This is a genomic window from Lachnospira sp. (genome assembly GCF_016290755.1).
Classification (GTDB): domain Bacteria; phylum Bacillota; class Clostridia; order Lachnospirales; family Lachnospiraceae; genus Lachnospira; species Lachnospira multipara.
This window is the reverse complement of the sequence record NZ_JAEEVD010000004.1, coordinates 1-25920: the sequence shown is the minus strand read 5'-3', so window position 1 is coordinate 25920 and position 25920 is coordinate 1. Positions and strand designations below refer to the sequence as shown.

Here is a 25920-nt window from a genome sequence, read left to right as displayed (position 1 = left end):
TTTTATGGGATTTTATCTATATATATGTATAAATAAATCCACTATAGAGATAGATTTTCTTAAAAATTCAACACAAAATTTTTAAGTTTGTTAAAGAAGTAACGTGCTTTATTACTTGTCTGAGGGCAAAGTTTATGGTAATATAGACATTGCGATTTAGATTTTTTAACTTTTACTATTATAGTGAAAGTTAAAAGGACTAAAATTTTTTGTAATTTTAAGGAGATATTAAGATGGAAGTTAGACCAGGTGCAAATCCTGTGGACGTAAAGACTTACGACACAGCAAGATTAAGACATGATTTTTTAATTGAGAACGTATTTGTTCCAGATGAGATTAAGTTAACTTACAGCCAGATCGATAGAATTATCGTTGGTGCTGCAACTCCAGTTAATAAAGAATTAAAGCTTGAAGCAGGTGATGAGCTTAGAGCTAAGTATTTCTTAGAGAGAAGAGAATTAGGTATTATTAACATCGGTGGTAATGGTACAGTTACTGTTGATGGAACAGAATATAATTTCAAGTATAAAGATGGTATGTATATTGGTATGGGCGCTAAGGATATTACATTTAAGAGTGCTGATCCTACAAACCCAGCTAAGTTCTACTTAAATTCAGCTCCAGCTCATAAGACATATCCTACAGTATTTATCGATCCTGCTAAGGATATTTTACCAGAAAACAAGAAGGAACTTGGTTGCCTTGAATCTGCTAACCACAGAACAATCAACAAGTACATCCTTCCAGGTCAGGTTGAAAGCTGTCAGTTAGAGATGGGTATGACTTGCCTTGAGCCAGGTTCAGTTTGGAACACAATGCCATGTCATACACATGATAGAAGAATGGAAGTTTATCTTTACTTTGAAGTACCAGAAGATGCTGTAGTATTCCACTACATGGGCGAGCCAACAGAGACACGTCACATCGTTATGAGAAATGAAGAAGCTGTTATTTCTCCAAGCTGGTCAATTCACTCAGCTTCAGCTACACATGCATATACATTCATTTGGGGTATGGTTGGCGAGAACCAGGACTTCGATGATATGGATGATGTAGACATGAAGGATTTAAGATAATTTCTTAGAAAATAAAAGGATTTCTAAGGCATTTTCTTAAAGACGTATAAATCTTAAGCTATATAAGATAATGTTATTTGGTTTACCAAATTTCATTTATAAATTAAAAAAAGAAGGAGATTAATAAAATGTCAGTTAATTTTTCACTTGAAGGCAAGATTGCATTCGTAACTGGTGCATCTTATGGTATTGGTTTTGCTATCGCTTCTGGCATGGCAAAGGCTGGTGCTAAGATCGTTTTCAACGATATTAAGCAGGAATTAGTAGATAAGGGTATTGCAGCTTATAAGGAAGCTGGTATCGATGCTACAGGTTATGTTTGTGACGTTACAGATGAAGATGCTGTTAACGCTACAGTAGAAAAGATCACAAAGGAAGTTGGTCCTATCGATATCTTAGTTAACAACGCTGGTATCATTAAGAGAATTCCTATGTGCGAAATGACAGCTGCTGAATTCAGACAGGTAATCGATGTAGACTTAAATGCTCCATTCATCGTATCTAAGGCAGTTATTCCATCAATGATTGAAAGAGGTCATGGTAAGATCATCAACATCTGCTCAATGATGTCAGAATTAGGCCGTGAAACAGTTTCAGCTTACGCTGCAGCTAAGGGTGGTTTAAAGATGCTTACAAGAAATATTTGTTCTGAATATGGTAAGTACAATATCCAGTGTAATGGTATTGGACCTGGTTACATCGAAACTCCTCAGACAGCTCCTCTTCGTGAGAGACAGGCTGATGGTTCAAGACATCCATTCGATGCATTCATCGTTGCTAAGACTCCAGCTGAAAGATGGTTACAGCCAGAAGAACTTGCAGGTCCTGCAGTATTCTTAGCTTCAGAAGCATCTAATGCTGTTAATGGTCATATTCTTTACGTTGATGGTGGTATCCTTGCTTACATCGGAAAGCAGCCACAGTAATTAAATAAAGAATAAACTAAATTATAACTTTCATTAGTATATAGATTTAGATTTTAGAGGTGTAGCAGTAGCTACACCTCTTTTTTATTTACATACTTTCTATACATATCCAATTATATCTTCTAACTTCTTATAAATATATATTTTTATACAATTCCCAGAGAATTAGATTCATACATATATCTATCTTCACAAAAATTTTAAGTTTTATCACCCTATTTACTAGCTAAATGAAATATTTTGTGTTAAAATACATTTAGTTTAAGTGCGTAACAAATTAATACAAATTAGGAGGCTTTATGAAATCTAAGTTTGGAATTAGTAAGAATGTTGATTTTGCTAAGGCTGTAACGGAGGCTTTAGGAGGCGTATCAAATCCAATCGGATTAGTTTATATTTGCCCATATGAAATGATTGAATCAGTGGGAAATGAACTAACTAGCAGATTCCCTGGTGTTCCGGTTTTAGGAACAGGTGGAATTTGTTATTACAATGATACAATTGATGATAAGCATCTTCAGATTATGGCTGTAACAGGTGGAGCAAAAATGGCAGCAGGTGTTATTAAGCACATTAAAAAAGCTCCTTTATCAGAAATCTATACACTTGAAAAGAGTGTACAGGAGGTAGGCGCAGGAACTGATAACACAATTTGTCTAGAATTTTGTCCTTACAACGAAGAAGTTGCTACATCAACTCTAAATGTTGTATTAGATAAGCACAAAATTAGTCTAATTGGTGGATCAATTTTTGATGTACCTGACGGAAAAGATCCTATAGTATATGTAAATGGTAAAATTTATAAAGATACGTTAGGCTATATGATGATTAAGAATACAGAAGGCAAAGTTCATATGTTTAAGGAAAATATCTATGCACCATCTGATAATCCTGTACATATTGCGACTAAAGTAGACTTAAACAAGAGAGAGCTTTGTTGTCTTGATGGCAGACCAGCTGCTCAAGTTTATTCAGAGGAAACTGGTGTACCTGTTAATAAAGTTTGCGATAATGTATTTGTTAATCCATTTGGTCGAGTAGTTGGAGATGAAGTTTACATTGCTTCCATGAAAGAACCAGGAACTAATGGTGGCCTTATTAATTACAAGAAGATTTATGAAAACGATGCTATTAGTATCTTAAATGTTCTTGATTATAGAGAAGTTGTTGAAGAAACTAAGAGAAATATTAGAAGTAAAGTTAGCAATCCATCTTGCATGATTTCCTTTAACTGTTGCTTTAGATATCTCTTCTTTAATAGCGAAAATTATACAACGGAATATCTAAAAAACATGGCAACAGTAGCACCTAATTTCGGATATATCGCCGGTGGAGAACAGTATTTAAATCAGCATGTAAATCAGACAATGGTATGTGCTGTTTTCGATTAAATTAAGGAGGTTTGCAATGTTTGGTAGAAAAGTAGATAATACAACAAAAACAGCAACAACTGAAAAGAAAATTGATCTAAACAAGGTATTTATGCCAATTGTGCAATCATCTAATCATATTATGATTCAGAAAAATAAATTAGTTGCTGAAGAATTAATTACATCAGAAAGCCTTCAGGATGTCACAAGTTCATTCGTAGAAGTTAAGAGACAATCAAGAGAAATCAATGACTCAGTAGTACATTTTAGAGATGAATTTGATGATGTAAGAAAAGTGTTAAATCATTTCGAAGAAATTATTGATAAGATGCTTGGAACTGTTAATGAAACTCATCAAAGCATGAATAATGTAAGAGTTTCTTCTCAGTCTGTAAATGAGACAATCAAGGCTGTTCAGGAAGTATTTGAGGAATTCCAAAAGAGCTTTGATGAAATCTTAGAAAAGGTAAATGCCATTAATGGTATTGCAAATCAGACTAACTTACTTGCCCTAAATGCTTCAATTGAGGCTGCAAGAGCTGGTGAATCAGGACGAGGCTTTGCAGTTGTAGCTGACCAGGTTAATAAACTATCTTCTGATATTAAGACATTAGTAGGTTCTATTGGGGATAGCATGGACAGATTAAATCAAAACAATTCAAGACTTATGGATTCTATTGATGATACACGTTCTGCTATGAATGATTCTATGAACCATATCAATGAAACTGAAGAAGTTGTAGATAACATCAAGGTTGTTGCCGATGAAATCGAAGATGGCAACAAGGGTATTGAAAGTGTTATTAATTCTTGTTCAGAGCACATTGATGAAATTACAGATACTATTCTTAGTTCTGAAAGATATTACGAATCCGTTTCAGAAAATATTGATTCTATGAAGCTTAAAATCACACAAAAGAGTTTCATTTTCGAGGAATTAACAAATATCCTAGATCAGTATCCTGAAATGATTGAAATCATTAAGAAAAGATTAAAATAATATTATACTCCTTTTGGCCCTAAACCTTAGTTGGTTTAGGGCTTTTTCCTTTTATAAATTGAGGGATTGTAGTATAATTGTAAGGTAAGTTATATTTAAAAAAGATGATTAAATCCAAAGGTTTTAATTGTTTTGGGAGGAAAAGATGAACAGAATATATAAGGCTTATCCAGGGGGTAAACACAAAGTCCTTACACTTAGTTATGATGATGGAAAAGTTCAGGATTACCGCTTGTTAGAGTTACTAGACAAGTACCATATTAAGGCTACTTTTAATCTTAACTCAGCAGTAAAAGATGACATTCATATTAGTCAAGATGAATGGCGCGAACTTTATAAGAATCACGAGGTTGCAGTGCATACAATGACACATCCAACAATGGCAAGATGCACTCCATACCAGATTTGTGAGGAATTACTAGAGGATAAGAATAATCTAGAAGAGATTATGCAAAGACCAGTTAGAGGACTTGCTTTCCCTAACGGTTCTTATAATGATGAGATAATTAACTTAGCAAAGTCACTAGGCTTTAAGTATGCAAGAGTTGCAGGTGATAAGTATGCCAACATTTGCGCAGCGAAACATTTTGCAAAGGAAGCCGAAGGCCCAATTCTACTTGGAGATGAGACAGGCTTTGGAATTCCGGAAGATTATATGCACTGGCTTCCAACATGCCATCACAATCACCATTTAGTAGATTTAGCTAAGGATTTTATAAATTTAACAAAGAAGCAGTATCTATACATGATGTATGTTTGGGGACATAGCTTTGAGTTTGATAGAAACGACAATTGGGAGCTTATGGAGGAATTCTGTAAGGTTATTTCTAATAGAGATGACATTTGGTATGCCACTAATTTAGAAATCGTTGAATACGACGAGGCCTTTAATAACCTACAGTTCTTTGCAAGAAATTCTTACGTTTACAATCCAAACGCTATGAGCGTCTTTGTTATGGCGAATAATGATAAATGTATCGAAATACCAGGAGGAGCTACTATAAAGCTTTTCTAAAGAAGGAGAGAGAACATGAGTTTTATTGAATTTAGGAACGTTTGGAAGATTTACAGAATGGGCAATGTCAAAATCAAAGCCCTAACTGGAACTAACTTTACAATTGATGAAGGAGAGTTCGTTGTAATTGCTGGCGCTTCAGGTGCAGGTAAGAGTACTATTTTAAACCTACTTGGAGGTATGGATAGCCAGACTACAGGTAAGATTATTGTAGATGGTAAAGAAATTAGCGAATATAACAACAAGAAATTAACGACTTATAGAAGGAATGATATTGGCTTTGTATTTCAGTTCTACAATCTAGTACAAAACTTAACAGTTCGTGAAAATGTTGAGCTTGCCACACAGATTGTAAAGGATCCTTTAGATATCGATGAAACTATTAAAGCCGTTGGCCTAGAAGATAGAATTTCTAACTTCCCATCACAGATTTCTGGTGGTGAACAGCAAAGAGTAGCAATCGCTAGAGCTTTGGCAAAAAACCCTAAGATTTTACTTTGTGATGAGCCAACAGGCGCTCTTGATTATAATACAGGTAAGCAGATTTTAAAGCTTCTTTATGATACCTGTAAAGAGAAGAAGGTAACTGTAGTTGTTATAACCCATAACCTAGCAATTTCAGCTATGGGAGACAAAGTTATTAAGGTAAAGAATGGTGCCGTTGAGTCCATCACCCTTAATGAAAATCCTGTATCTATAGATGACATTGAGTGGTAGGAGGAGAATATGGGTTTAGCTTTAATAAAAGATTTACTAAGAGAAATAAAACAAAGCTTTGGGCGATTCTTTGCTATATTTGCTATCTGCTTTATTGGCGTAGCATTTTTTGCAGGTGTAACCGCCTCTTCAAGCGATATGAAATCCTCATCTGATGCCTACTATGATGACTATAATCTTTACGATTTACGAATTTTATCATCAATTGGCTTTGACAATGAGGATGTGAATCAAATTAGTCAGGTGGAGGGTGTTGAAAATGTTTTCGCAAGCCACTACCTAGACCTACTAACTACAGTAGACGAAGTAGAAAAGGCTGTAAGAGTAACTAGTCTTCCAGATTCAGACGGGGTTAACAGCCTAAAGCTAGTTAAAGGTAGATTACCTGAAGCTGATAATGAATGTGTAATAAGATATGAAAGCACAACAGATTTGCCTGAAATTGGAGATGAGATAACATTTTCAAAGGGAGAAGAATCTGAAGTTAACGCCTTACTTGAGGGTGGCGAAAATCTAGAAGATGAAATTGCCAATACAAGCTACACAGTAGTTGGTTACGTATATACACCGGTTTATGTATCTTACTATATCGATTCAACAACAGTGGGAAATGGCACTTTGTCATATCTTGTTTTTGTAAATGATGAAAACTTTAAGAGTCAATATTATTCAGAAGTTTATTTAAATATTTCTGGAGCAAAGGATTTCTCAACTTATGATAATGACTATTTTGAATATTTAGAGTCTTACGAGGATGCAATTCTTGCAGTGGGAGATTCAAGATTTGAAGAGCGCTATAATAGTTTAGTAAGCGAGATTGAAGAAAAAAGAGAGGCTAGACTTGCAACTCTTAATGATGAGATTTATGCCCAGGTTGTGGCTAATCTAACTTCTATTTATCAGTCTTATTATCCAGATAGAGACGTTTCAGATATGATTGCTCCTTATATTGAGCCAAACTATCAAAAGGCTCTTGCAGAGTTTGACTATAGTTTGGTAAATGAGCCTTTTGATCAGGCACTAACTGAAGTGGAGGATAGAATTTCTAACTATACATGGCTTAGCCTTACAAGAAATGAATCCTACTCTTTTGTAGATTACAAGCAGAGCGCTAATAGAATGGGAGCCATTGCCACAGTATTCCCAATCTTTTTCATTGTGGTAGCAGGACTTGTTTGTCTTACAACAATGGCTAGATTAATTGATGAGCAAAGAGGCTTAATTGGTACTTATAAAGCCCTTGGTTACTCAAGATTTATTATTTCACTTAAATATGTCTTGTATGCCTTAATTGCTTCAATGATAGGTGGAATCCTTGGTTGCATTGTGGGACTAAAGATTTTCCCTTATATCATTATTAATGCTTGGAATATTATTTATCAAATTCCTGATATTGTGCCAGCTAACCACACAATTTTATCAATAATTGCAGTTTTAAGCCTAACTCTTACAACAATGATTGTTACAATAATTGCTTGTGGAGAAACAACAGCAGAAGTTCCATCAGAACTTATGAGACCTAAGGCTCCAATTAGTGGTAAGAAGATATTACTTGAAAAGGTGGGCTTTATCTGGAAAAGACTAAACTTTACAACTAAGGTAACTATGAGAAATCTATTCCTTTATAAGAAGAGATTTATAATGACAATTATTGGAATTGCAGGTTGTGGAGCACTAATTTTAGCAGGCTTTGGTATAAAGGATAGTATTAGAAGCTTAGTAACAAAGCAGTTTAGTGAGATTTTCCATTATGATTTAGTTGTGAGTCTAAATAGCAATTTAGAAGAAGAGAGCTTAAATTCTCTTACTTCAGATATGGATAGTAATTTACTTTATACTGATTATTTACTTGATTATGGCTACACTGAAACAGCTAGCAATAATGACAAGGAAATCGATGCAGGCATTTCAATTGTTTCTGATATTGATGCCTATAAAAATTACCTAAGCTTTAGAGATAGAAAGTCTCATAAGAAGGTAAATTTAACAGATGAGGGAGCAATCCTTTCAGAAAAGTTAGCTAGAGACTTAGGAGTTAAAGTGGGAGATAGCTTTACAATTAATGATGCTAATGGCGCTCCTATAACTATTAAGGTTTCTGGCATATGTGAAATGTATGTAGGCCATAGCATTTACATGACTGCAAATTATTACACCTCTATTACAGGGGAAGACCTTGGAGTTAATAGAATGCTTGTAAAGCTACCAGATTCAGAGGACGAGACAATTAATCTTGTAAGTAGCGACCTTATGGATAGAGAGCAGATTAAAGCTTTGACATTTTTAAATACTAATGTGGAGCATTTTGAAAATATGATCAAGTCCCTTGACATTGTAACCTATGTACTTATAATATCTGCTGGGCTACTTGCCTTTGTGGTAGTTTATAACCTTATAAATGTAAACATCTCCGAGAGAATAAGAGAAATTGCCACAACAAAGGTACTTGGTTTTTATAATTTTGAAGTAGGAATGTATGTCTATAGAGAGATTATTCTTCTTACTTTAATTGGTGGTGTATTTGGATTAATCCTTGGCCGTCTATTACATGTGTATATTATGACTACAGTTGAACTTGAAGATGTTATGTTTGGTAGTTATATAAGTGCTAAATCCTTTGTGTTAACCTACCTAATTACATTCATTTTCTCATTAATTGTAGATTTGGTAATGTACCCTAGATTATCTAAGATAAAAATGGTAGAATCACTTAAGTCGGTTGAGTAGTTTATTGGCAATTGCAAGCTAATTTGTGATATGTTATAATGTTTTAAAATTACAACTGCTTAAAATAAAGCGATGGAGGTTAAGACATGACTAAAGAGTTTGAGGATAGAGGAGCTAATTATACAGTTTCAGAAAACAATAACATTGGTGAAGTTAAGATTTCTGATGAGGTAGTAGCTATTGTTGCAGGTCTTGCAGCAACAGAAGTAGAGGGTGTTGTAAGTTTAGCAGGTAATATCACTAACGATATGGTAGCTAAACTTGGTATTAAGAACCTTGCTAAAGGAGTTAAGGTTTATGTTAACGAACAGACTGTGTCTGTTAGCTTAGTGGTAAATATTAAGTATGGTACATCAATCCCTGCTGTTTCTACTGTAATTCAGGAAAAGGTTAAGTCAGCTGTTGAAACTATGACTGGTTTAGATGTATCAGAAGTTAATATCAAAATTTCAGGCGTTAATATCGATGCTTAATGCATAGATAATTACGTAGATGTTAGGAGTTATATAATATGTCTAGAATGAACAGAACAGTGATGAGAGAGCATATTTTCAAGCTTTTATTCAGAGTGGAATTCCATGACACTGTCGAATTTGAACAACAAATTTCTTTGTATTTTGAGAATTTAAGAGAAGGAACTAAGGAAGAGAGAGGCATTGATATTAATGAAGCGGATTATAACTACATTCATGATAAAGCAATAGCTATCAAGAATAATCTAGCTGATATTGATGCTAAGATAAATGAGATTTCAGAAGGTTGGCCAACAACTCGTCTTGGTAAGGCAGAATTATCAATTATGAGACTTGCAACCTATGAAGTAATGTATGATGATGACATTCCAACGAATGTAGCGATTAATGAAGCTATTGAACTTGCTAAGAAGTATGGTTCTGATAATGCACCATCATTTATTAATGGTGTACTTGCAAAGCTTAATAATTAATTTGGAGAGATAATAAATGGCCGGAGTATATACTGTAACTCAGATCAATTCCTATATAAAGAACATGTTTCAGCAAGATTTCGTTCTTAAAAGCGTTCAAGTAAAGGGAGAGATATCGAATTGCAAGTATCATAGCTCCGGTCATATTTATTTTACTTTAAAAGATGAGACCGGAGCCATTGCTTGTATTATGTTTGCTTCCAATGCGAAAAGCCTTAAATTCACCCTTAAGGATGGTTTGGCTGTAAATGTACATGGAAGAGTAGATGTCTATGAACGCGATGGTAAATATCAGCTCTATGTCACAAGCATAGAAGAAGATGGAATTGGAGATTTAAATAAACGATATTTAGAATTAAAACAACAATATGAGGAAATGGGTTTATTTTCCCCGGAATATAAAAGACCTATTCCTGCCTTTGCTAAAAGAATTGGCGTTGTAACTGCAAGAACAGGTGCTGCCATAAGGGATATTATTAATGTTTCAAAGAGACGAAATCCTTATATTGAGATTGTTCTATATCCCGCATTAGTTCAGGGAGAGAATGCCAAATACTCAATTGTAAAAGGCATTGAAACCCTTAATAAACTAGACCTAGATCTTATTATTGTTGGTCGTGGCGGTGGTTCCATTGAGGATTTATGGGCTTTTAATGAGCCTATGGTTATTGAGACGATTTTTTATTCTAAGACACCAATAATTTCTGCCGTAGGTCATGAAATTGACTTTACACTTTCTGACTTTGCAGCGGATTTAAGGGCCCCAACACCATCGGCGGCAGCAGAACTTGCAGTTAGCGATATAACTGTTATAGAGAATACAATAGATAATCTTAATAGGCGCTTAGACCTGGCTATGTCAAGAAAAATTACAAGCTACAGGGATTTAATCTCTAAGTATGAATTAAGACTTAAATTCCTAGATCCAATCAATGTAGCTAATAAAAATCGCGAGGATTTAATTAGACTTGAAGAGCAATTAGAAGACGCCTTTAGTAACATTTTACAAAATAAAAAGAACAAACTAGAGCTTTTAATTACAAGGCTTGAGGGGGCAAGTCCTCTAAAGAAGCTAAGTTCTGGCTATTCTTATGTGGAGCATAATGGAAAAAATGTATCCTCAATTAAGGACGTTAACACAGGGGATAGCTTAAATATCTACCTAAAGGATGGTAAATTAGAGGCTATAGTAGGAGGTAAAAGTGGCAAAGAAGATTAAAGAAGAAGTGATTGAAGCAAAGGCTGATAATGAGCTTAATTTAGAAGATAATAAGGAATTTAGTCTAGAAGAGTCTTTTACTAGACTTGAAGAAATTATTGGCGCCCTTGAAGAAGGAAAGATTGGCCTAGATGATTCTTTTAAGTTATATAAAGAGGGTGTAAGCCTTGTTAAGGACTGTAATAATAAATTAGATAAAGTAGAAAAAGAAATTATTATTATTAATGAAGATGGAGAGATTGAAGAGACAGATGGAGAATTTTAAAGAGCAACTAACTAGTCAGGTTGATTTTATTAATGATATAATTGATGAGAGATTGCCAAAGGAAGAGGGTTACGCCCTTGAGGTAATTAAGGCTATGAACTACAGCGTAGATGCTGGTGGTAAAAGAATTAGACCTTTAATTATGCTTGAAAGCTACAGACTTTGCGGTGGTAATGACTGCAATGTGCTTTACGACTTTATGGCAGCTCTTGAGTGCATTCATACATATTCACTTGTTCATGACGATTTACCAGCCATGGATAATGATGAATACAGAAGAGGTAAGTTAACTACACATAAGGCCTTTGGCGAGGATATGGCTATTCTTGCAGGAGATGGCCTTTTAAATTATGCCGCTGAGCTAATTCTTAATAGAGTTAACGAAATCTCAAAGGATGCTAAGGAAAAGATTAATAAACTTCTAGATTCTGACCTTAATGAAGCTAATATGACAATAGTTAAGAACAAGATTAAGGCAGAGACTAGAAGAATTACAAATGCTACAAATGCCGCCAATGTAATACTTTCAAAGGCAGGTGTTTACGGCATGGTAGGTGGACAGTGTTTAGATGTGTATTTAACTAATAAGCCGGTTAAGGCAGAGGAGTTAGATTACATTTTCAAAAATAAAACTGCTGCCTTAATAGAATGTGCCTTTATGGCAGGCGGTTATTTAGCAGGTGCTAATGAAGAAACAATTACTAAATTAGAGCTTGCAGGTAGATTTATTGGCCTTGCCTTCCAGATTCAGGACGACATCTTAGATGTTACAAGTACTACGGATGAGCTTGGAAAGCCAGTAGGTTCTGATGATAAGAACAATAAGACAACTTATGTGACTTTATATGGCATGGATAAGGCAAATGAAGATGTTAATTCCTACTCTAGAAAGGGAATTGAAATTCTAGAAGAAATTGGCAATAACGAATTTTTAATTGAATTAGCAGTTATGTTAATTGGCAGAAAAAAGTAGATATAATAAGCCTTACAAAGGTTTAAAATTTGCCAAAAATACAGCTAAATGCTAAAATTAGTTTTCGTTTAAATAAAATGAAAGTGGTTGAGATGAAATTATGATCCTTGAGAAAATTAATAAACCTGGTGATGTGAAAAAATTATCGCCAATTGAATATAATCAGTTGGCAGAAGAAATAAGAGACTTTCTTATTAATCATATTAGTAAGACAGGTGGACATCTTGCGTCTAATTTAGGCGTTGTTGAACTTACAATTGCATTACATTTGGCTTTTGATTTACCAAAGGATAAGATTATTTGGGATGTGGGACATCAGTCTTACACTCATAAGATTTTAACCGGTCGAAAGGACCAGTTTGACGGGCTTCGTAAGTTTGGTGGAATGAGTGGATTCCCTAAGAGAAATGAAAGTAATTATGATGCCTTTGATACAGGTCATTCATCTACATCTATCTCGGCAGGTCTAGGTTACGTCTGTTCTAGAGACTGTCAGGGTCAAAACTACAGCGTAGTTTCAGTAATAGGTGATGGTGCCCTTACAGGGGGTATGGCCTATGAGGCGCTAAATAACGCCTCTTCACTAAAGACAAATTTCATTATTGTTCTTAATGATAATGCCATGTCTATATCTAAGAATATAGGCGGTGTTTCATATATGTTAAGTGATATTCGTTCATCGGATTCATATATTGATTTTAAGGAAAATTTAGCTAATTCTTTATATAAGATTCCAGGGGGCAGCCGCATGGTTAGCGCCCTAAAGAAGACTAAGAATAACCTAAAGCAGATTATCCTTCCAAATCAATTGTTTGAAAGTATGGGAATTGCTTATCTAGGACCAGTTAACGGTCATGATACAGAAAAACTTATTAAGACCTTAAAGGTAGCCAAAAGAATTAATGGCGCAGTTATAGTTCATGTGGTTACTCAAAAAGGTCGAGGCTATAAGCAGGCGGAGAGAAATCCTAGTAAGTTCCACGGTATTGCTCCATTTGATGTAAAAACTGGAAATGTTTTAAACAAGCCAAAGAATCCAACTTATTCTAGTGTATTTTCAGATGCAATTTGTCATTTGGCAAAGAAGGATAAGAAGATTTGTGCAATTACAGCGGCTATGCCAGATGGAACGGGCCTTACTAAATTTTCAAAATGGTTCCCGGACAGATTCTTTGATGTGGGAATTGCAGAAGAACATGCCACAACCTTTGCAGCGGGTATGGCAGCAGGGGGCATGAAACCCGTATTTGCAGTATATTCTTCCTTCCTTCAAAGAGCTTACGATCAGATCCTACATGACGTTTGTATTCAACAGCTTCATGTGGTATTTGCCATAGATAGAGCGGGACTTGTAGGTGCAGATGGAGAGACTCATCAAGGTATATTTGACCTTTCTTTCCTATCTTCAATTCCTAACATGACTATCTTTGCTCCAAAGAATGACTGGGAATTAAAGGAAGGACTTAAGTTTGCCCTTGAAGAACATAACGGTCCAATAGCCCTTCGTTATCCAAGAGGTGAGGCTTGCACTGACTTCCACGAATTTAAGGAAGAGATTGTGCTTGCTAAGTCGGAGATTTTATATAAAGAGAAAGATATAGCAATTCTTGCAGTTGGTAGCATGGTTAAACTAGGGGACGAAGTTAGAAAAAGACTTAAGGCTAGAGGCCTTAATGTAACCTTAGTTAATGCTAGATTTGTTAAGCCTATTGATGAAAAGCTTATATTAGAGTTAAGCATGAATCATAGTTTAATTGTTACTTTAGAAGAAAATGTAGCATCTGGAGGCTTCGGTAGAGCAGTCTGTCAGATGATTAATGATACAAAATTAAAACCTAGATGTTTAGAAATTTCTCTACCAGATGATTATATTGAACATGGTAGTGTTGATATTTTAATGAAAGAAGCTGGAATTGATGTGGATTCCATTGAAGAGAGAATCCTTTCAGTTCATAAGGAGATATAATGGCAAAAGAAAGATTAGATGTTTTATTAGTAAAAAGAAATTTAGCACCTTCAAGAGAGAAGGCTAAAAGCATTATTATGGCTGGCATTGTCTATGTAGATGGCCAGAAGGAAGATAAGGCTGGTACTACATTTGCAGAAACAGTTAATATTGAGGTTAGAGGCAATACTTTAAAGTATGTTAGCCGTGGTGGTCTTAAGCTTGAAAAGGCTATGGAAAACTTCGATGTTACACCAAATGGCAAGGTTTGTATGGATATTGGTTCATCAACAGGTGGCTTTACTGATTGCATGTTACAAAATGGTGCTGTTAAGGTTTATGCAGTAGATGTAGGACATGGTCAGCTTGCTTGGAAATTAAGAAACGATGAGAGAGTAGTTTGCATGGAAAAAACCAATATCCGCTATGTTACACCAGAGGATATTGATGATAAGATTCAGCTTGCAAGCTGTGATGTTTCCTTTATTTCTCTTACTAAGGTTTTAGGCCCTGCAAAGGAATTATTAGCAGATGATGGCCAGATGGTTTGTCTTATTAAGCCACAGTTTGAGGCTGGAAGAGAGCAGGTTGGAAAACATGGCGTAGTTAGAGATAAGTCAGTACATGAAAGCGTAATTAAGATGGTTGCTGATTTTGCAATCTCAATAGGCTTTGAGTGCTTAGCCCTTGATTTCTCACCAGTTAAGGGACCTGAAGGTAATATTGAATACTTAATTCATCTTCAGAAGCATACAGAAGGCAGTTACGAAGAAATGCCATTTAATATTAGTGATGTGGTAAATGCTGCACACGATTCATTAGATAAATAATTTAAATTAGTAGATAAATGTGTTTTGGAGGCTCAAATGAAAAATTTTTTTATTGTAGCCAATCCTTTAAAGGATAGGGAGGGACTCTATTCCAACAGAATATGCCAATATATAAAGAATATGGGCGGAACTTGTAGCATTTATAGTTATGAGCTAATTGGGAATGCTTGTAATTATACGGACTGCAAAAATATTCCTGAAGGTGTGGAGTGTATAATTGTGCTTGGTGGAGACGGTACTCTAATTCAGGCCTCGGATGATCTAAATGGCTTAAATCTTCCGTTTCTAGGGGTTAATATTGGAACTCTTGGTTATTTAACAGATACAGATATGGCAAATGTCTATGACACCATCGATTTGCTCTTTAAAGATCAATACCTAATTGATGAGCGAATGATGCTCAATGGACAAATCTATCGTGACGACAAACTTATCTTTGAAGAGACCGCCCTTAATGATGTAGTATTAAATAGGTCAGGTAATCTCTCTATTATGGAGTATGACGTCTATGTAAATGATGAGTATTTGACTACTTACATGGCGGATGGCGTGATTTTATCCACTGCCACAGGCTCAACAGCCTACAGCTTATCTGCAGGTGGTCCAATTATTCAGCCAAATGCCAATCTTATTTTAATGACTGCAATTTGCCCACATTCTCTTAATTCAAGAAGTATTATTTTTGGAGCAGAGGATTGCGTAACTATAGTTATTAAAGACAATAAAAAGGCGGCAGATAGAAGAGTTGCAACCTTTGACGGAGAAAAATTTATTGATTGCTTACCAGGGGATAAAATTAAGGTATGTAGATCAAAGAAGATAGCCAAGTTTATTAAGACCAACAAGGCTTCTTTCCTAGAAAGAATAAGGGATAAAATGTAATAAAGAAATGTAAAAAAGGAGAAAATTTTAAAATGAAGAATGCAAGACAACAAAAAATTGTTGAGCTTATTACTTCTTACGATATAGCAACACAGGATGAATTAGCTAAGGCCTTACTTGATGCAGGTTATAACGCTACTCAGGCAACTATATCAAGAGATATTAGAGAGCTTAACTTAACTAAAGTAGCCTCTGGTTCAAAAAGCCAGAAGTATGCCCTTCCTACTAATGAAAATGTAGCCCTTAACGGAAGATTCGAAGGTGTTTTAAGACAGGGCTTCTTATCATGTGACGTGGCTCAAAACATTTTAGTAGTAAAGACAGTTTCAGGTATGGCAATGGCTGTTTGTGCGGCCTTCGATGCCCTAAAGTGGCCTGAAATTGTAGGTGCTGTTGCAGGTGATGACACAATTCTTTGTGCTATTAGAACTGAGAAGGAAGCTCTTGAGGTTATGAGTAGAATTAGAAAGTTTGTAGCTGAGGAACCAAGTCACAAAGATGGAAATGAGGACTTTGAGTAAAGAGAGGTAGTGGGGTGTTAGTTAATTTACATGTAAAAAATCTTGCTCTTATAGAGGAAGAGAACATCGACTTTGAAGAAGGTCTAAATATTTTAACTGGCGAAACTGGCGCTGGTAAATCTATAATCCTAGGTTCAATTAACGCAGCTCTTGGTGCTAAAACTAGCCCTGATTTTATTAGAACGGGCTGCGATTACGGCCTAGCCGAAGTAACATTTTATGTAGAAGATGAAAAAACAAGACAAGAGCTTAAAGAGCTTGGTATCTTAGATATTGATGAGGGGGAATTAGTGATTTCTAGAAAAATTTCTCCAAGCCGTTCAACTATTAAAGTAAACGGACAATCTTTTACATCAAGTCAAACAAGGCAATTAGCCAATCTCTTAATTAATATCCATGGACAAAGAGATAATCAGATTTTAATAGATGAGAATAAACAGCTTGAGACCGTTGATGAATATATTAAAAACGAAGCAGCTGTAGTTTTATCTGACTTAAAGTCTGCCTATAAAGAATTTAAAGAGGCTAAGCAGGCCCTTGAAGCACTTAATATTAACGAGGAAGAAAGAAATAGACAAACTTCTTTCCTTGAATTTGAGATTAATGAAATTAGTGCCGCTAATTTAAGTCCTAATGAGGATTCTGATTTGGAAAATGAATACACAAAGATGAGAAATTATCAAAAAATCGTTTCTGAATTAGCCCTTGTATCGGAAAATCTATATGATGGTGAAACTAATGTATCTGATATGATTTCAGACATTTTAAGACATACCAATAAGGCCCTTGAATATGATGAAGGCCTAGAGGATTTATCAAACACTTTATCATCTATTGAGGATTTAATTTCAGATGTGGCACATCAGGTTTCAAATTACATGGATGATTTAGAATTTGATGAAGAGAGATTTAATGAACTTGAGGAAAGACTTGATTTAATCAATAATCTTAAGATGAAATATGGTAAGACTATTGAGGATATATTAGAAAATCTTGATAAAAAGCAGGCTTTACTTGAAGAATACTTAGATTTTGACAATGTATATAGTAAAAAGAAAAAGGAAGTTACAGCTAAAGAAGAAGAGTGTAAAAAACTTGCAGCTAAGCTTAGTGACCTTAGAAAAGCTGGAGCTAAAAAATTAGAAGCTGCTTTTGTTAAGGCTCTAAAGGAACTTAATTTCCTTGATGTTAAGTTTGAAATTGACTTTAGTGAAAGTCCACTTAGTGCAAAGGGTGTTGATAAGATTACCTTTATGATTAGCACAAACCCAGGTGAGGAGATTAAGCCTTTATCAAAGGTTGCCTCTGGTGGTGAGCTTTCAAGAATTATGCTAGCGCTTAAAAGTATTATGGCAAGTAAAAATGATCAGACTAGTTACATTTTCGATGAAATTGATGCAGGTATTAGTGGTAAGACAGCCTCTATGGTTGCAGCTAAACTTCTTAGTCTATCAAATTCAAATCAGATAATTTGTATCACTCACTTACCACAAATTGCAGCTATGGCCTCTAAGCATTTTATTATTGAAAAGGCCTTATCTAATAATAGAACTATTAGTAATATAAAAGCTTTATCTGAAGAAGAGTCTATTAAGGAACTTGCTAGACTTCTTGGTGATGGAGAGATGACAAAAGCAACTCTTACTAATGCCAAGGAATTAAAAAGTCGTTCTAAAAACTTGAACTTTTCCTAAAGGTGGAGTATACTTTAAAAGTGTTTTAACAGGATTTTAATAATTCTGTAATAAAATAATGGAGAGGAAGAGTATGCGCAAGAGAGTATTTAAGACATTTGCAGCAACTTTGTTGATTACATCACTTGCAGCTTCAGCAGTTTTTGCTGATGATGATGTAACAACTCTAAAGAATCAAAAGAGTCAGGCAGAAAGCACACTTGATGATTTAAAGAATCAGTTAGCTTACGTGCTTGTACAGATTGATGAATTAGAACAACAAGCAGCTGATTTAACTGAAGAGAAAGAAGAGGTTAATCAACAGTTAGCAGAGGCTGAAGAGAAACTTGCACAGCAGTACGATGATATGAAGTTACGTATCAAGTACATGTACGAGGATCAGTCAGCAACAATCTCAGATGTTTTCTTATCTTCTGCAGACATGAGTGAATTACTTAATAAGACTAACTACTTACAGTCAGTATACACTTATGATCGTGAACAGTTAGATGAGATGGCAGCTACAGCACAGGCTGTTGCAGATCTTAAAGCTGAAGTTGAAGAAAAAGAAGAAGCTTTAGCACAGACAAGTCAGGAATTAACTGACAAGCAAGCAAGTCTATATACTACTATTGAAGAGCAGGAAGCCTCTATTGAAAACTACGATGAATTAATCGCAGATGCAACTGAGAAGGCAGCCGCTGCAGCAGCAGCTAGGTCAGCAGCATCAGCAAAGAAGTCAACAACAACTACTACAACTACAACTACAACTACAACTGTTACAGCTAATAATAACAGTTCGGTAGCAAACCAGATTGTAAGCATGGCTTACTCATATACTGGTTATAGTTATGTAAGTGGTGGTGCTTCACCATCTACAGGTTTTGACTGTTCTGGATTGATTTATTACATTTTCAATCAGTTAGGAATTTCCGTTTCAAGAACATCCTCTGGACAGGCATCAGGCGGAACTAGGATTTCAAGTATTAGTGAAGCTCAACCTGGCGATATCATATGTTATCCAGGACATGTAGGTATCTACGTTGGTAATAACATGATGATTCATGCACCAGTACCTGGTAAGAAGGTATGTACAATTAATGTATATGGATTAGGAATGTCTATAACATCAATTAGAAGATATTGGTAAATTTAGAATATCTCGTTATTTAACTAGTGTTTGGAAGTTAAATATGTTATAATAAGTGTGGTCTGTGGCCACACTTATTTTTTTTGCTATTTTTGCCATAGATTATTAGCTTTAATGGAGAAGTAATAAAGCTAATTTTTTAGCCTTAGGGAGAGGCTAAATTAAAGCATATTTTATATGTTCTAGGAGGGAAGGAATGAAAAACGTATTATTTATAGCATCAGAGGCGGTACCTTTTATTAAAACTGGCGGATTAGCTGATGTTGTAGGTTCTCTTCCAAAGTATTTTAACAAAGAGGAATACGATGTAAGAGTAATGCTTCCAAAGTTTATGTGTATACCTTGGGAGTACAGAGAAAAGATGGTCTATAAGACACATTTCTATATTGATCTCGCTTGGAGAACTCAGTATGTAGGTGTGTTTGAACTAGAATGGGACGGAGTAACTTTTTATTTCATTGATAATGAATTCTATTTCGGTGGTCCAAAGCCTTATAGTTGGATCCATGAAGATATTGAAAAATTTGCCTTCTTTAGTAAGGCAGCTCTTTCTGCAATTCCAGTAATCGGATTTAATCCAGATATTATTCACTGTCATGATTGGCAGACAGGTTTAATTCCTGTTTATTTAAAAGAACGTTTCTCACAGGGTGAGTTCTATTCAGGTGTTAAATCAATTATGACAATTCATAACCTTAAGTTCCAGGGTATCTGGGATTTAAAGAAGGTAAAGGATATAACAGGACTTCCTGATGAATATTTTGCTCCAGATAAGTTAGAGGCTTATGATGATGCTAATTATTTAAAGGGTGGTATTGTTTATGCCGATAGAGTTACAACAGTTTCTGAAACATATGCCCAGGAAATTAAGACACCATTCTATGGTGAGAATCTAGACGGACTTATGAATGCTAGATCTAATTGCCTAAGTGGTATTGTAAATGGTATCGACTACGAAACATACAATCCAGAAACTGATACTAACTTAGCTGCTAATTATAATCAGATTACTTTCCGTAAGGAAAAGTGGAAGAATAAGGTAGCACTTCAAAGGGAACTTGGCTTAAAGGAAGATAAGTCAAAGTTTATGATTGGTATTGTATCAAGACTTACAGATCAGAAGGGTCTTGATTTAATTGCCTATGTTATGGATGAGCTATGTAGTGAAGACGTTCAGTTAGTAGTACTTGGTACCGGTGAAGAACGTTACGAGAACATGTTTAGACATTTCGATTGGAAATATAATGACAGAGTTTCAGCTAATATTTACTATTCAGAAGCAATGTCACATAAGATTTATGCGGCTTGTGATGCATTTCTTATGCCATCACTCTTTGAGCCATGTGGCTTAAGCCAGTTAATGGCCCTAAGATACGGAACAGTACCTATTGTTCGTGAAACAGGTGGTCTAAAGGATACAGTTGAGGCTTATAATGAATATGAAAGCAAGGGAACAGGCTTCTCCTTTGCAAACTATAACGCTCATGAAATGCTTGGCATTGTAAACTACGCAAAGGACGTTTACTACAACCACAAGAGAGAGTGGAATAAGATTGTAGATAGAGGCATGAATGCAGACTTCTCTTGGAAGACATCTGCTAAGAAGTATGAAGAGTTATATAGATCTTTATACTAATTGCTTTTGTAATTCCTATTACAATTAATTTTAGAATTTATTTTTGTTTTATTCATCTAGTCAAATTAATTTGGCTAGATGAATAAAATGTTTTTTGAACGCAGTGTAAGCAATCCCCGCTTCAAAAGCGTAAGCTTTAAGCGGGGGTATAAAGCTTACTAGTGTCAGAAGGGGTTAAAGCCCCTTCTGACAGGTGGCACAAAGTGCCACTGCGTTCATGAGGAAGTAGCGAAGCGGATTCCGAATGTCCGCTTTACAATATTAGATGTCTTTTATCTTCAAAAAATAGATAGTTGAAAGTTAGAATTGTTCTGAATTAGCCTTGATTTTAGTGCAAAGTTATGATATTCTAATTAAGCGCGCGGATGTGGCGGAATGGCAGACGCAGCAGACTCAAAATCTGCCGGTGGTGACATCGTGCGGGTTCAAGTCCCGCCATCCGCATTAACTTAACCACTTAAGTCAGTTGGCTTAGGTGGTTTTTTTAATTTAGTCGGAGAAATCCTAAGCAGGGATAAAAAGGAGTCTTATATGAAATGTAAAGATTTTCAAAATCAATTCGAAGACTTTGATAAATCAAGATTATCATTTAAAATGAATGAGGATTTTATTAATCATCTAAAAACTTGTCCCGATTGTAGGGAAGAGCTTGAGATATATTACATTGTTAAATATGGATTATCCGATGATGATATAATAGATAATCAGATGAGATCAAAGGAAGAGTTTGCCAACAGGCACGCTTTTCAAAAGCTCTTCGATTCTCTTGATTTTGCAGGTATAGTAGACTTGAAATTAAAGCTTGAAGAGCAAAAACAAGAAAGAATAAAGAAACGCAGAAAGCTTAATCGATATTTCCTAATGACAGTTAATATGCTTATGCTTTTAACTTGTATAATCTGGTTTATCATAAACTATTTGTAATTAATTGGAGGAAAAATGAGAAAGAAGATTGTATTAATAGATGGTCACAGTATCTTAAATAGAGCCTTTTATGGCATACCTGACCTAACAAACAGCGAAGGAATCCACACTAATGCCATGTATGGATTTCTTAATATCATGTTTAAGTTCCTTGATGAGGAAAAGCCTGACTACTTAACTGTAGCTTTCGACTTGCCTGTCCCTACCTTTAGACATGTAATGTATAAGGAATATAAGGGCACAAGAAAGGCCGCAGCACCAGAGTTTAAGCAGCAGGTGCCCCTTATGCAGGACCTACTTAGAAGCATGAATATTAATGTTGTAACTTGCGAAGGCTTTGAAGCAGATGACATTATTGGAACTATTGCAAAGACAAGCGCAAGAGACGGACTTGATGTAGTAATCGTCTCTGGTGATAGAGATTTACTCCAGCTTTGCGAGGAGCATATTAAGATTAGAATTCCAAAAACTAAGAAGGGCGGCACTGAGGTTGAAGATTATTTACCTGAAAATGTTTTCGAGACCTACGGCGTTACACCTCTTGAATTTATTGATGTTAAGGCCTTAATGGGCGATACATCTGATAATATTCCTGGTGCTCCTGGTATTGGTGAGAAGACAGCCACTAAGCTTATTGCCCAGTATAAGTCTATGGAAAATGTATTTGAGCATTTAGATGAACTAAAGCCAAAGCAGAAGGAAAATATTGGAAATAACATTGAAGTTTTAAGACAAAGTAAAGTCTTAGTTACAATTAAAACAGATGTAGACCTTGGCTTTAAATTAGAGTCAGCAGGCCTTGATGATATGTTTAATGCAGATTCTTATGAATTATTTAAGCGTTATAACTTTAAGAATATGTTATCTAAATTTGATAAGGACATGCCTCAAAAAGAACTTGAAGTTTACGATAATTTCAAGGAAGTTACTGAATTTAGCGAGGTGGAAAACATTTTTAATAAAGTAAAGGAAATGGTAGAGAGCAGCAAGCAAATCGGTTTGGCAGTACTTGCAGAGGAAAGTTTATCAGGCATTGCCCTTAGTCTCTCAGATGAGGAGATTTACTATATTCCATGCACTGGTTTTGTGAATGAAAACTACCTTGTAACAAGACTTCGTGAGGCAATTAAGCTAGCAGATGGCAGATTAATTGTTACTTCAGGCTTGAAATCTGTTTTGAAATTTTTGGACACAACAAGTCTTTATGAATACTCAGATGTCCCTGAAAATGCATTCCTTGACGTATCTGTTGGAGAATATTTACTTGCACCAAACAATGAAAGCTACGACTATGTAGCCCTTGCAAGAACTTATATGGACACTAACCTGCCAGCAAGAGCTGAGTTAATTGGTAAGGACAACTTAGAAAAGGCTAGCCAGACTAATAATGAGAATCTAGTTAAGTACGCTTGCCTACAGTCATACATTTACTTAAAGGTTGCCAATAATATCCTTGATAATTTGAAAAAAATGGACATGTATGACTTATTTATTAATATGGAAATGCCACTGATCTTTGTTTTATACGAAATGGAAAAGCAGGGCGTAAGAGTAGATAAACAGGAATTAATTGACTACTCAGCAGTTCTTGCAGAAAGAATAGAAGACCTTGAGGCAAGCATCTATAAGGCTGCAGGAGAGGAATTTAATATTAATTCTCCAAAGCAGTTAGGTGTTATTCTTTTTGAAAAGCTTGGCATGCCTGTAAAGAAGAAGACAAAGAGTGGTTATTCAACTGCCTCTGATGTCTTAGAAGAGTTAGCAGTGGATTATCCAATTGTTAATGATATCCTAGAATACAGACAGTTAGCTAAGTTAAAGTCAACTTATGCTGACGGTTTAACAGAATATATAGGAGAGGATGGTAGAATTCATTCAAACTTCAACCAGACAATTACAGCTACTGGAAGAATCAGCTCTACTAATCCAAACCTACAAAACATTCCAATTAGAATGGAAATGGGTAAGTTATTTAGAAAGGTATTTATTCCAAGAGAAGGCTTTAGCTTTATTGATGCGGATTACTCACAGATTGAGCTTAGAATCCTTGCTCATATGTCAGGGGATGAAAAGCTTATTGAAAGCTACAATTCAGACGTAGATATTCATAGAGCTACTGCATCTCACGTATTTAACACACCGCTTGAAGATGTAACTGACCTTCAAAGAAGAAATGCCAAGGCCGTAAACTTTGGTATTATCTATGGAATTAGCTCCTTTGGTTTAAGTAAAGACTTAAGTATTTCAAAAAAAGAAGCTAAGCAGTATATCGATCAGTACTTTGAAAGCTACCCATCTATTAAGGACTTTATTGATGGCTTAGTTGAGAATGCTAAGGAAAATGGATACTCAATCACTATGTTTAACAGACGTAGACCTATTCCTGAATTAAAGGCATCTGACTTTAAGCAAAAAAAATTCGGTGAAAGAATCGCCATGAACGCTCCAATTCAGGGAACTGCAGCAGATATTATTAAGATTGCCATGATTAGAGTTTATGATGAATTAAAGAAGGCAAATTTAAAGTCACACCTTGTTTTACAGGTTCACGATGAATTATTAGTAGAGGTTGCTAATGATGAAATCGAGAAGGTAAGAGAAATCATTGAAAAGGGCATGAAGGAAGCTGCTAAATTAAAGGTATCCCTTGAAATTGATTTAAATATTGGTAAAAACTGGCTTGAATGCCATTAATTAAAAGGAATAATATGAAAACAATAGGTATTACAGGAGGCGTGGGGGCTGGAAAGTCCCTCGTCCTTTCTCTTTTAAAGGAAATGACAAACTGCGAAATTATAATGGCAGATGATGTGGCAAAGTCCATGTATTTTAAGGGAAATAAGGCCTTTGAAGACTTAATAGAATTCTTTGGGGAAGAAATTCTAAATGAGACAAAAGATGCCATTGATACAAGTAAGCTCTCAAAGATTATTTATAATAATCCCAACAAGCGAATCCTTGTAAATAGCATAGTTCATCCCTTAACTAAGCAGGAGATTATAAAGAAAATCACTGAGCATAAGATTAAGGAAGACGTGGATTTTTGCTTTGTTGAGGCTGCCCTTTTGCTAGAAGATCACTATGATGTATTTTGTGACGAGACTTGGTACATTTTCGCAAGTAAAGAAACAAGAAGGCATAGATTAAGAGAGAGTCGTGGCTACTCAGATGAGAAAATCGACAAAATCTTTGAGGCCCAGCTCTCAGAAGAAGACTTTAAAAATAGAACAGACCATACAATAGACAATGATACAAGTATAGAGAATATTAAAGGAAAACTTGCTAGTTTGCTAAATTTATGATATATTAAAAATAATTTAAACGTGAATTTAATATACTAGTTGACCTTACTTTATATTTAGGGGGTATTTGGGATGGAAACACGAATTGGTCTAGACAGCCTTGTTTTCGGGTTGGACATCGGAACAAGAAATGTTGTAGGTGTGGTTGGTTGTGTAGAAAATGACATCTTTAAGGTTGTAGCTATGTCTGAGAGGGAGCATGAGAGCAGATCTATGCTTGATGGTCAGATTCATGACATCTACAAGGTTGGAGAGAAAATCCTTGAGGTTAAAAACGACTTAGAGGCTCAACTTGACACTAAACTTAAGGATGTGTGTATTGCTGCGGCTGGTCGAGTATTAAAGACTATTAATACAAAGGGCATAATGGAATTTGATGAGGAAACAAGAATCACTAAGGATCACGTTTTCTCTATGGAATTACAGGCCATTGAAAATGCACATAAAAAGGTAAACGAAGAGGATACCGAAGCGAAATTCTTTTGCGTAGGTCATTCCGCTGTAAGATATCTTCTTAATGGCTTTGAAATTAGCAATCTTGAAGGCCATAAGGCAAAGAAGATAGAAGTAGATTTAATTGCTACATTTTTACCAGAAGAAGTTGTAGATAGCTTGTATATGGCTGTGGAGCACGCTGACCTAAAGGTGGCTAGCCTTACTCTAGAACCTATTGCAGCTATTAATATTGCAGTACCAGAAAACTTTAGACTGCTTAATCTAGGTTTGGTGGATGTGGGAGCTGGAACTTCCGATATTTGCCTAACTAAGGATGGCAGCATTATTGCCTTTGGCATGATTCCTGTGGCAGGAGATGAAATCACTG

General features: G+C 35.4%; 22 protein-coding genes, 1 tRNA gene and 1 pseudogene. All 24 read left to right on the top strand.

All coding sequences use genetic code 11. From position 1 onward, the window contains the following. The first annotated feature begins 233 nt into the window (after nucleotides 1-233). On the top strand, nucleotides 234-1076 hold the full coding sequence (kduI, locus tag QVA17_RS02330; protein WP_027430687.1) for a 5-dehydro-4-deoxy-D-glucuronate isomerase: 843 nt from the start codon (nucleotides 234-236) through the stop codon (nucleotides 1074-1076). Nucleotides 1077-1204: 128 nt separating this feature from the next. Further along, nucleotides 1205-2002 carry a gluconate 5-dehydrogenase gene (locus QVA17_RS02325; protein WP_027430688.1) on the top strand — a complete coding sequence of 266 codons (798 nt, stop codon included), beginning with the start codon at nucleotides 1205-1207 and terminating at the stop codon, nucleotides 2000-2002. Nucleotides 2003-2301: 299 nt separating this feature from the next. Next, a complete protein-coding gene (locus QVA17_RS02320) occupies nucleotides 2302-3393 on the top strand; it encodes an FIST N-terminal domain-containing protein (RefSeq protein WP_287386176.1) in 1092 nt (363 codons plus the stop codon). Nucleotides 3394-3409: 16 nt separating this feature from the next. Continuing rightward, entirely contained in the window at nucleotides 3410-4372 is a 963-nt protein-coding gene (locus QVA17_RS02315) for a methyl-accepting chemotaxis protein (RefSeq protein ID WP_287386174.1), read from the top strand. A gap of 145 nt (nucleotides 4373-4517) precedes the next feature. Then, nucleotides 4518-5387 (top strand): polysaccharide deacetylase family protein, encoded by an 870-nt coding sequence (locus tag QVA17_RS02310; RefSeq protein WP_287386173.1) that lies wholly within the window; start codon nucleotides 4518-4520, stop codon nucleotides 5385-5387. A 15-nt stretch (nucleotides 5388-5402) separates the two neighbouring features. Further along, nucleotides 5403-6104: an ABC transporter ATP-binding protein gene (locus QVA17_RS02305; protein ID WP_027430692.1), complete on the top strand. Its 702-nt coding sequence runs from the start codon at nucleotides 5403-5405 to the stop codon at nucleotides 6102-6104. Between the two features lie 9 nt (nucleotides 6105-6113). After that, nucleotides 6114-8831 carry an ABC transporter permease gene (locus tag QVA17_RS02300; protein ID WP_287386172.1) on the top strand — a complete coding sequence of 906 codons (2718 nt, stop codon included), beginning with the start codon at nucleotides 6114-6116 and terminating at the stop codon, nucleotides 8829-8831. An 86-nt stretch (nucleotides 8832-8917) separates the two neighbouring features. Beyond that, a complete protein-coding gene (locus tag QVA17_RS02295; RefSeq protein ID WP_027430694.1) occupies nucleotides 8918-9304 on the top strand; it encodes an Asp23/Gls24 family envelope stress response protein in 387 nt (128 codons plus the stop codon). 38 nt (nucleotides 9305-9342) lie between these two features. Continuing rightward, entirely contained in the window at nucleotides 9343-9777 is a 435-nt protein-coding gene (nusB, locus tag QVA17_RS02290; RefSeq protein ID WP_330361974.1) for a transcription antitermination factor NusB, read from the top strand. Between the two features lie 16 nt (nucleotides 9778-9793). Next, complete coding sequence (xseA, locus tag QVA17_RS02285; protein WP_287386169.1) at nucleotides 9794-10996, top strand: exodeoxyribonuclease VII large subunit; 1203 nt, start codon at nucleotides 9794-9796, stop codon at nucleotides 10994-10996. Further along, on the top strand, nucleotides 10980-11261 hold the full coding sequence (gene xseB, locus QVA17_RS02280; RefSeq protein ID WP_287386168.1) for an exodeoxyribonuclease VII small subunit: 282 nt from the start codon (nucleotides 10980-10982) through the stop codon (nucleotides 11259-11261). Before xseA ends, xseB begins: the two co-directional genes overlap by 17 nt. Beyond that, complete coding sequence (locus QVA17_RS02275; protein WP_287386167.1) at nucleotides 11248-12234, top strand: polyprenyl synthetase family protein; 987 nt, start codon at nucleotides 11248-11250, stop codon at nucleotides 12232-12234. Before xseB ends, QVA17_RS02275 begins: the two co-directional genes overlap by 14 nt. A 100-nt stretch (nucleotides 12235-12334) precedes the next feature. Beyond that, nucleotides 12335-14200, top strand: a complete 1866-nt coding sequence (gene dxs / locus QVA17_RS02270) for a 1-deoxy-D-xylulose-5-phosphate synthase (protein WP_287386166.1) — start codon at nucleotides 12335-12337, stop codon at nucleotides 14198-14200. Further along, nucleotides 14200-15009, top strand: coding sequence for a TlyA family RNA methyltransferase (locus QVA17_RS02265; RefSeq protein WP_027430700.1), 810 nt, complete (start codon nucleotides 14200-14202; stop codon nucleotides 15007-15009). Before dxs ends, QVA17_RS02265 begins: the two co-directional genes overlap by 1 nt. 36 nt (nucleotides 15010-15045) lie before the next feature. Continuing rightward, nucleotides 15046-15891, top strand: coding sequence for an NAD(+)/NADH kinase (locus tag QVA17_RS02260; RefSeq protein WP_103952042.1), 846 nt, complete (start codon nucleotides 15046-15048; stop codon nucleotides 15889-15891). 32 nt (nucleotides 15892-15923) lie between these two features. Further along, nucleotides 15924-16412 carry an arginine repressor gene (gene argR, locus QVA17_RS02255; RefSeq protein WP_051195344.1) on the top strand — a complete coding sequence of 163 codons (489 nt, stop codon included), beginning with the start codon at nucleotides 15924-15926 and terminating at the stop codon, nucleotides 16410-16412. 14 nt (nucleotides 16413-16426) lie between these two features. Then, nucleotides 16427-18106 (top strand): DNA repair protein RecN, encoded by a 1680-nt coding sequence (gene recN / locus QVA17_RS02250; RefSeq protein ID WP_287386164.1) that lies wholly within the window; start codon nucleotides 16427-16429, stop codon nucleotides 18104-18106. 73 nt (nucleotides 18107-18179) lie between these two features. After that, nucleotides 18180-19235: a C40 family peptidase gene (locus QVA17_RS02245; RefSeq protein ID WP_287386162.1), complete on the top strand. Its 1056-nt coding sequence runs from the start codon at nucleotides 18180-18182 to the stop codon at nucleotides 19233-19235. Nucleotides 19236-19431: 196 nt separating this feature from the next. After that, on the top strand, nucleotides 19432-20871 hold the full coding sequence (gene glgA / locus QVA17_RS02240) for a glycogen synthase GlgA (protein WP_287386160.1): 1440 nt from the start codon (nucleotides 19432-19434) through the stop codon (nucleotides 20869-20871). A 361-nt stretch (nucleotides 20872-21232) separates the two neighbouring features. After that, nucleotides 21233-21315: transfer RNA gene (locus QVA17_RS02235), tRNA-Leu, on the top strand. Between the two features lie 87 nt (nucleotides 21316-21402). Beyond that, nucleotides 21403-21795 (top strand): hypothetical protein, encoded by a 393-nt coding sequence (locus tag QVA17_RS02230; RefSeq protein WP_074521210.1) that lies wholly within the window; start codon nucleotides 21403-21405, stop codon nucleotides 21793-21795. A gap of 15 nt (nucleotides 21796-21810) precedes the next feature. Continuing rightward, nucleotides 21811-24489, top strand: a complete 2679-nt coding sequence (gene polA / locus QVA17_RS02225; protein ID WP_287386158.1) for a DNA polymerase I — start codon at nucleotides 21811-21813, stop codon at nucleotides 24487-24489. Nucleotides 24490-24503: 14 nt separating this feature from the next. Then, on the top strand, nucleotides 24504-25097 hold the full coding sequence (coaE, locus tag QVA17_RS02220) for a dephospho-CoA kinase (protein WP_287386157.1): 594 nt from the start codon (nucleotides 24504-24506) through the stop codon (nucleotides 25095-25097). A 72-nt stretch (nucleotides 25098-25169) separates the two neighbouring features. After that, nucleotides 25170-25920 (top strand): annotated as a pseudogene (locus QVA17_RS02215) (cell division protein FtsA); the annotation flags it as partial.

Coding starts and splice junctions, on each gene's coding strand:
- kduI (WP_027430687.1), top strand. CDS start 234: ATGGAAGTTAGACCAGGTGCAAATCCTGTGGACGTAAAGACTTACGAC.
- QVA17_RS02325 (WP_027430688.1), top strand. CDS start 1,205: ATGTCAGTTAATTTTTCACTTGAAGGCAAGATTGCATTCGTAACTGGT.
- QVA17_RS02320 (WP_287386176.1), top strand. CDS start 2,302: ATGAAATCTAAGTTTGGAATTAGTAAGAATGTTGATTTTGCTAAGGCT.
- QVA17_RS02315 (WP_287386174.1), top strand. CDS start 3,410: ATGTTTGGTAGAAAAGTAGATAATACAACAAAAACAGCAACAACTGAA.
- QVA17_RS02310 (WP_287386173.1), top strand. CDS start 4,518: ATGAACAGAATATATAAGGCTTATCCAGGGGGTAAACACAAAGTCCTT.
- QVA17_RS02305 (WP_027430692.1), top strand. CDS start 5,403: ATGAGTTTTATTGAATTTAGGAACGTTTGGAAGATTTACAGAATGGGC.
- QVA17_RS02300 (WP_287386172.1), top strand. CDS start 6,114: ATGGGTTTAGCTTTAATAAAAGATTTACTAAGAGAAATAAAACAAAGC.
- QVA17_RS02295 (WP_027430694.1), top strand. CDS start 8,918: ATGACTAAAGAGTTTGAGGATAGAGGAGCTAATTATACAGTTTCAGAA.
- nusB (WP_330361974.1), top strand. CDS start 9,343: ATGTCTAGAATGAACAGAACAGTGATGAGAGAGCATATTTTCAAGCTT.
- xseA (WP_287386169.1), top strand. CDS start 9,794: ATGGCCGGAGTATATACTGTAACTCAGATCAATTCCTATATAAAGAAC.
- QVA17_RS02275 (WP_287386167.1), top strand. CDS start 11,248: ATGGAGAATTTTAAAGAGCAACTAACTAGTCAGGTTGATTTTATTAAT.
- dxs (WP_287386166.1), top strand. CDS start 12,335: ATGATCCTTGAGAAAATTAATAAACCTGGTGATGTGAAAAAATTATCG.
- QVA17_RS02265 (WP_027430700.1), top strand. CDS start 14,200: ATGGCAAAAGAAAGATTAGATGTTTTATTAGTAAAAAGAAATTTAGCA.
- QVA17_RS02260 (WP_103952042.1), top strand. CDS start 15,046: ATGAAAAATTTTTTTATTGTAGCCAATCCTTTAAAGGATAGGGAGGGA.
- argR (WP_051195344.1), top strand. CDS start 15,924: ATGAAGAATGCAAGACAACAAAAAATTGTTGAGCTTATTACTTCTTAC.
- QVA17_RS02245 (WP_287386162.1), top strand. CDS start 18,180: ATGCGCAAGAGAGTATTTAAGACATTTGCAGCAACTTTGTTGATTACA.
- glgA (WP_287386160.1), top strand. CDS start 19,432: ATGAAAAACGTATTATTTATAGCATCAGAGGCGGTACCTTTTATTAAA.
- QVA17_RS02230 (WP_074521210.1), top strand. CDS start 21,403: ATGAAATGTAAAGATTTTCAAAATCAATTCGAAGACTTTGATAAATCA.
- polA (WP_287386158.1), top strand. CDS start 21,811: ATGAGAAAGAAGATTGTATTAATAGATGGTCACAGTATCTTAAATAGA.
- coaE (WP_287386157.1), top strand. CDS start 24,504: ATGAAAACAATAGGTATTACAGGAGGCGTGGGGGCTGGAAAGTCCCTC.